This is a genomic window from Variovorax beijingensis, from assembly GCF_003951285.1.
Taxonomy (GTDB): domain Bacteria; phylum Pseudomonadota; class Gammaproteobacteria; order Burkholderiales; family Burkholderiaceae_C; genus Variovorax; species Variovorax beijingensis.
In genome coordinates this window covers 20267-28883 of sequence record NZ_RXFQ01000002.1, presented here as the reverse complement: position 1 = coordinate 28883, position 8617 = coordinate 20267, and the positions used below count along the sequence as shown (strand labels likewise).

7 protein-coding genes are annotated in these 8617 nt (G+C 67.8%); 2 read left to right on the top strand and 5 right to left on the bottom strand.

From position 1 onward, the window contains the following. Nucleotides 1-12: 12 nt before the first annotated feature. The 5 genes from EJO66_RS03300 to fhuF all read right to left on the bottom strand — a co-directional run bounded on the left by EJO66_RS03300 (nucleotide 13) and on the right by fhuF (nucleotide 6494). The gene (locus EJO66_RS03300) at nucleotides 13-2181 is read right to left on the bottom strand and encodes a TonB-dependent siderophore receptor (RefSeq protein WP_124956010.1); all 2169 of its coding nucleotides are present in this window, start codon (nucleotides 2179-2181) and stop codon (nucleotides 13-15) included. Nucleotides 2182-2343: 162 nt separating this feature from the next. Further along, nucleotides 2344-3687, bottom strand: coding sequence for a lysine N(6)-hydroxylase/L-ornithine N(5)-oxygenase family protein (locus EJO66_RS03295; RefSeq protein ID WP_125964616.1), 1344 nt, complete (start codon nucleotides 3685-3687; stop codon nucleotides 2344-2346). 43 nt (nucleotides 3688-3730) lie between these two features. After that, complete coding sequence (locus EJO66_RS03290) at nucleotides 3731-4771, bottom strand: GNAT family N-acetyltransferase (RefSeq protein WP_125964615.1); 1041 nt, start codon at nucleotides 4769-4771, stop codon at nucleotides 3731-3733. Continuing rightward, entirely contained in the window at nucleotides 4768-5613 is an 846-nt protein-coding gene (locus EJO66_RS03285) for a formyltransferase family protein (protein ID WP_124956004.1), read from the bottom strand. Before EJO66_RS03285 ends, EJO66_RS03290 begins: the two co-directional genes overlap by 4 nt. Before the next feature lie 101 nt (nucleotides 5614-5714). After that, the gene (gene fhuF / locus EJO66_RS03280; RefSeq protein WP_223262151.1) at nucleotides 5715-6494 is read right to left on the bottom strand and encodes a siderophore-iron reductase FhuF; all 780 of its coding nucleotides are present in this window, start codon (nucleotides 6492-6494) and stop codon (nucleotides 5715-5717) included. Between the two features lie 198 nt (nucleotides 6495-6692). On the opposite strand from fhuF, the gene EJO66_RS03275 reads away from it, so the two are divergent. Together EJO66_RS03275 and EJO66_RS03270 are read left to right on the top strand one after the other, a co-directional pair. Further along, complete coding sequence (locus EJO66_RS03275; RefSeq protein ID WP_125964613.1) at nucleotides 6693-8384, top strand: cyclic peptide export ABC transporter; 1692 nt, start codon at nucleotides 6693-6695, stop codon at nucleotides 8382-8384. After that, nucleotides 8381-8617: a hypothetical protein gene (locus EJO66_RS03270; RefSeq protein WP_047785419.1), complete on the top strand. Its 237-nt coding sequence runs from the start codon at nucleotides 8381-8383 to the stop codon at nucleotides 8615-8617. Before EJO66_RS03275 ends, EJO66_RS03270 begins: the two co-directional genes overlap by 4 nt.

The window sequence follows — 8617 nt, the reverse complement described above, 5'->3', positions numbered from 1 at the left end:
CTGCCGCGCGGCTTACCAGCGGTAGGTGGCCGTGGCCGTGACCTTGCGCTGGTCCCCGTAGTAGCAGTTGCCGTACTGGTCGCAGTTCGCGAAGTAGGTCTTGTCGGCCAGGTTGCGCACGTTCAGCGCAAGGCTCCAGCGGTCGATGTCGTAGCCGATCATTGCGTCGAACACGGTGTACGAAGGCACCTGGATCGGCGCCTTGTTCAGGTCGCCGCGGTTCGAGCCGTTGAAGCGCGCGCCCAGGCCGACCTTGAAGCCGTTGTCGAAGCGGTAGTCCGCCCAGAGCGCGGCGCGGTGCTTGGACACCGCGAGCAGCGGCGTGCCGATTTCGCTCGGCGTGCTGCTGGCCGTGATCTCGACCTTGGGCGTGTAGGCGTAGGACACCGTCACGTTCATGCGCTTGACGGGCTGGAAGGCCGCTTCGAGTTCCAGGCCGCGTACCAGCACCTCGCCGGTCTGGCGCGGGCGGAAGTTGGCGTCGGCGGTGATGTAGTTCTGGCGGCGCAGGTCGAAGATGGCGGCGCTGTAGCTGTCGGTGGTGCCCACGGGCTGGTAGCGCACGCCGGCTTCGTACTGGCGGCCGGTCTCGGGCTTGAACGGGCTCTTGGTGTCCGGGTTCAGGCGCGCCGAGGGCGAGAACGATTCGGAGTAGCTCAGGTAGGGCGCCCAGCCGCTCGGGAAGGTGTAGACCAGGCCGCCGCGCTTGGTGAACTTGTGCTCGGGGATGTCGCTGCGCGTGCCGTCCAGGTTGCTGTGGATGATCGTGGAGGCGCGGTCGTAGCGGCCGCCGAGCGTGAGGCTCCAGCGCTCGCCCCACTTGATCTGGTCCTGGATGTACAGGCCGGTCTGCGTCAGGCGGGTGTTGGCGTCCACATAGGGCGCAGGCACGAAGAACGGACCGCCGTACACGGGCGCGTAGATGTTGATGCTTGGCGCGCTGCCGCCGCTGTAGCTGGCCTGCTCGATGCCGGTGCGCTGGTGGTCCAGGCCGATCAGCACCTTGTGCTTCCAGTCGCCCGAGACGAAGTTGGCTTCGAGCTGGTTGTCCAGCGTGAAGGTCGAGACGCTCTCGCGGCTGCCCGAGATGCTCCGGCGCAGCATCTGGTAGTTGCGCGGATCGGAGACGTTGCTGTTGAGCGGCACGATCGTGCGGCCCTGCACGGCGCCGTAGTCGACGTCGAGCCGGCCGTAGCGCAGGTTCTGGCGCGCGGTGAAGGTGTCGTTGAAGCGGTGCTCGAACTCGTAGCCGACCATCCACTGGTCCACGTCGAAGTGGTTGAAGTTGGGGTCGCCCACGAAGAGCGAGTCGGGAATGTAGTTGCCGAAACGCGTCGGAACGAGCGAGCCCACCGTCGGGCGCCCGCGCGTGTACACGCCGCCACGCACGCGGTTGAAGTGCGACAGCAGCGTGAGCGTGGTGTCTGCCGAGGGGCGCCAGGTGAGCGAGGGCGCGATGTAGAAGCGGTCGTCGTCCATGCTGGCGGCCGGCAGCTTGCTGTCGCGGCCGACGGCCGTCAGGCGGTAGCTGAGCTTGCCTTCGGCATCGATGGGGCCGGAAAAATCGGCGGCGATCTGGGTGCGGTGGTTGCTGCCCAGTTGCAGCTGCACTTCGCGCAGCGGCTCGGTGGTGGGACGCTTGCTCACGACGTTGACCACGCCGCCGGGGCTGGCCTGGCCGTAGAGCACCGAGGCCGGTCCGCGCAGCACTTCGATGCGCTCCATGCCGTAGGGCTCGATCTGCCAGACGCCCCAGTTGCCGTTGTTGCGCAGGGGCATGCCGTCCAGGTAGAAGCCCGGCGCATAGCCGTCGAAGCCGCGGATCGAGATCCAGTCGTAGCGCGAGTCGGCGCCGAAGACGGTGGTGCTCACGCCGGGCGTGTAGCCCAGCGCGTCCTTCACGGTGGTGGCGCCGATGGCGGCCACGCGGTCGGCCGTGACCACCGAGATCGACTGCGGGGTTTCCAGGATCGGGGTGTCGGTCTTGGTGCCGGTGGCGCTGCGCTTGGCCACGTAGCCGTTCACATGGCCCTTGGCCGACGCTTCCGTATCGGCAGTGACGGTCACCGCCGGCAGGTTGCTGTCCTGCGAGAAGGCGGGAGCCGCCCAGAGGGTGCAGGCGGTTCCGAAGGCCGAGGCAAGCGCGGCGCTCAGCAAGCGGGGTCGGGGCAGGGGACGCATAGGTTGAGGTACTCCAGGAGCAGTGAAAAAACGACGTGTTCGGGTTTCAGCGCAAGGCCTGCCGGATCCCGCAGTTCTGGCGCTTCCGTACATGAGACGTTTGAACTACAAAAAGAGAGACACCCTGTACCAAATGCTTCAGCACGTACCCGCTCGCCCGCGTCACCGGGCCTCGGCGGCTGCCTGGATGCGGACGGCCTGGCGTTCGCTGCGGCCGGCGCTGGCCGCACCCGCTGTACCTGGCATCGCCGGAATGGCCTTCAGCAACGCGCTGCCGATCTCCCCCGTGCGCACGGAGGTCACCGACAGCAGCGTGTCGCTCAGGCCGTGCGAGGACTCGCAGGCGCCCTGCAGGAAGATGGCGGGGCGGAAGTCCCCGGTGCTGCGCACGCGGTAGTGGCGGTCCACCGAGAAACCATCCAGGTACGGTGCGAGGGGCGTCAGCAGTTCCTTGTGCTGCTCGCGTGCGTAGCCGGTGGCCAGCACCACGGCGTCGTAGCGCGAGGTGCTTTCGCGGCCGGTGTTCTGGTCGCACATGGTCAGGTGGATGCCGTCGGCGGTGGCGTGTGCGGCGTGGATGTCGTGCCGGCGCAGGAAACGCATGCGGTTTTCGCCGCGCACCTTCTGCTGGTAGAACATCTTGAAGATCTGCTGGATCAGTTCCAGGTCGGCCACCGCGTAGTTGGTGTGGCCGAACTCCTCGAGCAGGGCGGCGCGCTCGTCGTCGGGCCGGCTGTACATGTAGTCGGTGAACTCGGTGTTGAAGACCTCGTTCACGAAGGGGCTGTCGTCCGAAGGGCGGATGGAGCGGGCCCGCATGACGAGGTCGACCTGCGGCGCATGGGGGCGGCCCTGCAGGTCCATGAAGATTTCCGCGGCGCTCTGGCCGGCGCCGACGATCGCGATTTTCTGCGCGCCGTCCTGCGCGGCGATGCCTTGCAGGTAGGTGCTCGAATGGAACACGCGCGGGTCGCTGCGCAGCGCCCGGAAGCAGTCCGGAATGTTGGGCATGCCGCCGATGCTCACCACGAGGTTGCGCGCGAGGCGCTCGCTCACATGGCCCGTGCGGTCGCGCGAGCGTACGCGCAGCAGCGTCACGTCGCCCTCGTGGGCCTCGACCTCGGGCAGCACCTCGAACACTTCCTCGCCGTAGACGCAGGCATCCTCGAACTGCGCGGCGGCCCAGGCCAGGTAGTCGTTGAACTCGTGGCGGCTTGGGAAGAAGGTCTTCAGGTTGATGAAGTCCTGCAGCCGTTTTTTCTCGTGCAGGTAGTTGATGAAGGTGAAGCGGCTGGTCGGGTTGCGCAGCGTGGCCAGGTCCTTCAGGAAGGAGATCTGCATGTGCGCATGCTCCAGCATCATGTCCTTGTGCCAGGCGAAGGCGGGCTGCTTCTCGATGAACATCGCGTCGAGCCGGCGCCCGTCGCGCCGCTTCTCGTCGAGCGCGATCGCCAGCGCGATGTTCGAGGGGCCGAAGCCGATGCCGATGACGTCGTGGATGACCATGGCGGATTCCTTTTGCTGCGAAGCGGTTGAGCGGTTGGGCGGGTTAAACGGGCTTGGCGGGCGCGGCCGTTGCCGCCGGCGCGTCGCTGCGCGGCAGCCAGAGGCCGTCGATGAAGTAGCGTTCGCGCAGCATCATCACGAGCTGTGCGCGCTTGTGCGGCAGGTCGAACTCCTTCACCTTGGCGTAGCCCGACTTGTCGAGGTTGCGGATCTGCTGCACGTGGTCGATGCGCGGCTCGCCCACGGCGCGCTGGGTGCGCGGGTCGCACAGGAAGATGTAGTGCGAGATGGAAGTGAGCCACGCGGTGGCATAGGCCTTGCCGCGGAACGACGGCTCGCCGACCAGCACGTGCCAGCCGCGGTCGTAGTCCTGCACGTCGTAGAAGGGTGCGATGCGGCTTTCCTTGGCCCAGTACATCTCGAAGTAGGCAAAGGGCTCGCCGTCGAAGCTCGCGATCATCGAGTACATGTGCGGGTCGCGGTCGATGCCCGAGAGGTAGGCGCGGTGCTTGTCCAGGTCGCCTTCTTCGTCCCAGATCTCGGCCACGTCGGGATCGTTCATCCAGCGGTTGAAGATGGCCAGGTCGCGCTCGAAGTCGATGCTGCGAAACGAGAAGGTCTTGCCGAGCCATGGAATGAAGCGCTGGTAGAGCACGCCGCGTGGCTTGGGCGAGCGCAGCGGATGCACCTTGCCGTTGGTGAGCGCATAGCGCTGCGCCATCGGGGCATGAACGGTGGGAAGCCACAGGCGCGGCTGCTGCCAGAGCATGTCGCGAAAGGCGCGCACGCCGCCGCCCTGCGACGCGAGCAGGACGCCGGTGTGGGTCAGCTCCTCGGCCAGCGCAGGCGCCGCCACCGCGAGGCTCTTGTGCGCAGGGCAGTGCTCGAAGGCGGCTTCCAGGGCCGCGAGCAGGTGAGGGGTGGAGGCCGCACTGCCGTCGACCCATTGGAGCGCGGCATCGGCCCCGCCGATCGCGAGCTTCCAGATCGAGCGCGTTTCGCCCTGGCGGCTGCGCACGGCGAGCATCTCGCCGTCCAGGGTGATGTCGTGCGGCGTGCCGTCGGCGTAGGAGGTGAGAGTCATGGGGTTCCTTCGGTGGACCGGTGGCTCGCGAGCAGGGCCAGGCCCTGGTGGAGTGCCGGAAAGAGGCTGTGGTTGAAGTTGTTCCAGCGCAATTCGAGGATCGAGTCCCCGGGGTCGATGTGCGTGCCGAGCACGTCGTGGATGACCTCGCCGGAGTCGATGCCGTTGTCCACGTAGTGCAGCGAGGCGCCGGTCTTCAGCAGCGGTGGGGCGGCGATGCTTTCCATCGTCTGCCAGTTCACGACCTTGCGGCCCCTGGCGCCGTGCAGCGCATCGAGCGTGGCGCGGGCGCCGCGGCGCTCGTAGGGCGACTCGATGCGCGTGATGCCGGGATGGATGTTGACGATCCTGCGGTGGAACGGCGCACCCGGGCGCACGAGCTCGTCCAGGATGACCAGGAGGCCATCGAGCACGACGATGTCGGCCTGCAGCGTGAGCAGCTTGTCCAGCAGGCGGCGCTCGAAGGCGCTCTTGGCGGCGGGCCGCTCTTTGGCATCGAGCGGAAGCCGCCGGTATTCGGACGGCACCGCGTGGAGCATGCCGTTGACGAGCTTGCCCTGCGCCCTCAGGTCGCCCGGAAAGATCCACTGGCGGCCGGGCTGGCAGGAGAAGCCGTAGTCCTGCAGCGCCGCGCGGTCCCGCGGCGAGCCTTCGTCGTCGTCGTAGACGACGCCTTCGAGCGAATAGGCCTCGCCCAGCGGGCTTTCGTCCAGTGCCTTGGCCAGGTATTCGAGCGGGGACGCCATGTAGCGCTGCGTGCCCTTGAAGTCGATGTACTGGCCGGCCTTGTCGGCGGCCGCGTTTCTCAAGGACAGGATGTAGACGAGCTTTGCCTTGGACATGGGTGTGGCGTGAAAGGATGGATCGGCGTTGGAGTTGGCTTGGGTGTGGGAGCAGGCAGGCCTGGGGCCTTCAGGAGAAGACGTGGCAGCGCGCCATCTGTTCACGGCTGCAGGATCTCGCCGGCGCTCTTGCGGTGCTGCGGCGCGAGCGGGCAGGCGCCGCAGTAGTCCTCGCACGGAAGCAGGTAATAGAGACAGCACTGGCGGTGCAGCTTGACCGGCCGGCCCTGGCCGGCGTCGACCGGCCGCACCTCGCGGCAGCGGGCGTGCAGGGGGTTGGCCGGCCGGGCCTCGTCCGGCCAGGCGGGGTGGTGCAGGAGGCGGTCGCGGTCGTGCGCGATGTGGGCTGCACCGCCGGTCGCGGCCAGCGCCATGTCGAAGATCGGTTCGAGGTGCCGCGCGGTGTTGCCCCACAGGATCTTGGGCGCCAGCCGCGTGAGGCTGCACAGGGCAGTGAAAAGCGGTTGCAGGTGCTGCCACAGCAGCGGCGCATAGCGCTGCGCAGCGTCGGCGCCGCGGCGCGCATCGCCCAGGTGCAGCACATGAAAGCTCGAGGGCGTGCCCTTGTCGTCGAGCCGCACCCAGATGTGCTCCGCGGAAACCGGAAACACATGCTGCAGCACGCTGGCGGCGGCCACCACGGGGGGGAGCAGTGCGGAGAGGTAGTCCAGGCTCCACGCCGAGGCGACCGGCCGCAGGTCGCGCGCGCCGGCCGCGCCACGCGCGCGCGCGTGAAGGTGCAGCACGTCGGCCAGGAGCGGGCGCGAATGCGCCAGGTCCGCCACGCGCAGCGCGCCGGCCGGTACCGCGTCTGCGCACTGCAGCCGCTCGGCATGCACGGCCAGTGCGCCCGGGAACAGGGGTTCCAGCAGCGCGATCACGAGGCGGCCTGCAAGAGGTGAGGGGAGTGCATCCCTTGAAGACGGTTTGGCGGCGGCGGTGTTCATCGGCGCATCGCATGAACATTGCCCGGACCCAACCGTCTATGCAGTAAGCGGCCTGCAGCCGCCCGGGCGATGTCGACAGGGCATGGCCGTTTTCAAGCCGTTTTGCCCCGGGTGGGCGGAAAGAGCCTTTGCATGACACCGACCACCACGACCCCCCGTGGCAGCACCTCCGAACTCGGGCGCCTGCTCAAGCCGTTTCTTCCGTGGATTCTCTTGTCCGCGGTCACGGGCATCAGTGCGGGTGCGGCCACCGTCGCGCTGCTGGGCACCATCAACCAGGTGCTCAACCGCGAGGGCGGCATGGCGGGCGGGCTGCTGCTGACCTTCGTCGGGCTGTGCGCGGTGGCGCTGCTGGGACGCATGGCCTCGGACGTGTCGACCAACTTCGTCGGCCAGCGGCTCGTGGCGCAGGTGCGCAAGAGCCTCGCGCAGAAGATTCTCTCGGCGCCCATCGACGCGCTGGAGCGCTACCGCACGCACCGGCTGATGCCGGTGCTGTCGCAAGACGTGGACATGATCAGCGACGTGGCCTTCGTGCTGTCGTCCACGCTCATCGCGTTCGCGATTGCGCTGGGCTGCCTGGCGTATCTCGCCTACCTGTCGCTGCCGCTGTTCTGCCTGCTGGTGGTGGCGCTCGCGATCGGCGCGACCATCCAGACACGCGCGCAGGTGCGCGCCGAGGCGGGTTTCTGGAAAGCGCGCGAATACGAGGAGCAGCTGCACAAGACCTACCGCGCGATCAGCGAAGGCGCGAAGGAATTCCGCATGCACCGCGCCCGCCGCACGCGGATGTTCGGCGGGCAGATCGAGCGCATCGTGGACAACATCCGCACCGTGAACGGACGCGCCATCAACACCTATGTGATGGCAACGGCCTTCGGCTCGGCGCTGTTCTTCCTGCTGATCGCGCTGATCCTCGGCTGGGCCGCGTTCCGGCCGACCGAGCCCGCGGTGCTGAGCGGCTTCGTGCTGGTGATGCTGTTCCTGAAGGGGCCGGTGGACCAGATCGCGGGCGCTCTGCCGGGCGTGGGCCGGGCCAAGATCGCATTCCGGCGCATCGCCGACCTGTCGGCGCGCTTTGCAACGCCGGAGCCGCATCTGCACCTGGAGCGCGCATCCAACGGTGTCATGCTGAACCGCGAGATCGCCATGCGCGGCGTGCGCTACGGCTTCGATGCGCCCGAGGGCGGCGAGGCTTTCACGCTCGGACCGATCGACCTGCTGCTCCGGCCCGGCGAGATGGTGTTCATCGTGGGCGACAACGGCTCCGGCAAGACGACGCTGATCAAGCTGCTGCTCGGCCTCTATGCACCGCACGGCGGCGAAGTGCTGCTCGACGGCGGCGTGGTGACGCCAGAAGGGCGCGACGACTACAGGCAGCTGTTCACGACGGTGTTCTCGGACTTCTACCTGTTCGAGGACCTGGCGGCCGGCGAAGAGGGCGCGGGCACGGCCACGCTGCCGCAGACGGCGCTGCCTTACCTGGAACGCCTGGAAATCGCGCACAAGGTGAGCGTGAAGGACGGCGCCTTCACCACCACCGATCTTTCGACTGGGCAGCGCAAGCGGCTGGCGCTGGTGCATGCGTACCTGGAAGGCCGCCCGGTGCTGGTGTTCGACGAATGGGCCGCCGACCAGGATCCGGCTTTCCGGCATCTGTTCTACACGGAGCTCCTGCCCGAACTGCGCGCCAAGGGGCATCTGCTGGTGGTGATCTCGCACGACGACAGGTACTTCCACCTGGCCGACCGCGTGGTCACGATGCGCGCCGGAAAGATCGAGGAAGACAAGGCGTACGTCCCGCTCGAAAGCCTGGCTGCATGATGCGTGACCGTGTGCCCGACGATCCTGCCTTCGACGCCGCGTGGACGCTCTTTTGCACGCTGCACGACTCGCCCTCGCCGGAGCGCGCCGAAGAGCTCATCCGCTGGCTCGGCGTGGACCCCGGGAACATCTGCGCGCTGGACGATGTGCTCACCCTGTGGGCGCTGGCCGGGGCCGCGCTGATCAAGCCATCGATGCAGGAGGCGCTGCGTGAAGAGGGGCGCCTGCAGTGA

Coding starts and splice junctions, on each gene's coding strand:
- EJO66_RS03275 (WP_125964613.1), top strand. CDS start 6,693: ATGACACCGACCACCACGACCCCCCGTGGCAGCACCTCCGAACTCGGG.
- EJO66_RS03295 (WP_125964616.1), bottom strand. CDS start 3,687: ATGGTCATCCACGACGTCATCGGCATCGGCTTCGGCCCCTCGAACATC.
- EJO66_RS03285 (WP_124956004.1), bottom strand. CDS start 5,613: ATGTCCAAGGCAAAGCTCGTCTACATCCTGTCCTTGAGAAACGCGGCC.
- EJO66_RS03300 (WP_124956010.1), bottom strand. CDS start 2,181: ATGCGTCCCCTGCCCCGACCCCGCTTGCTGAGCGCCGCGCTTGCCTCG.
- EJO66_RS03270 (WP_047785419.1), top strand. CDS start 8,381: ATGATGCGTGACCGTGTGCCCGACGATCCTGCCTTCGACGCCGCGTGG.
- EJO66_RS03290 (WP_125964615.1), bottom strand. CDS start 4,771: ATGACTCTCACCTCCTACGCCGACGGCACGCCGCACGACATCACCCTG.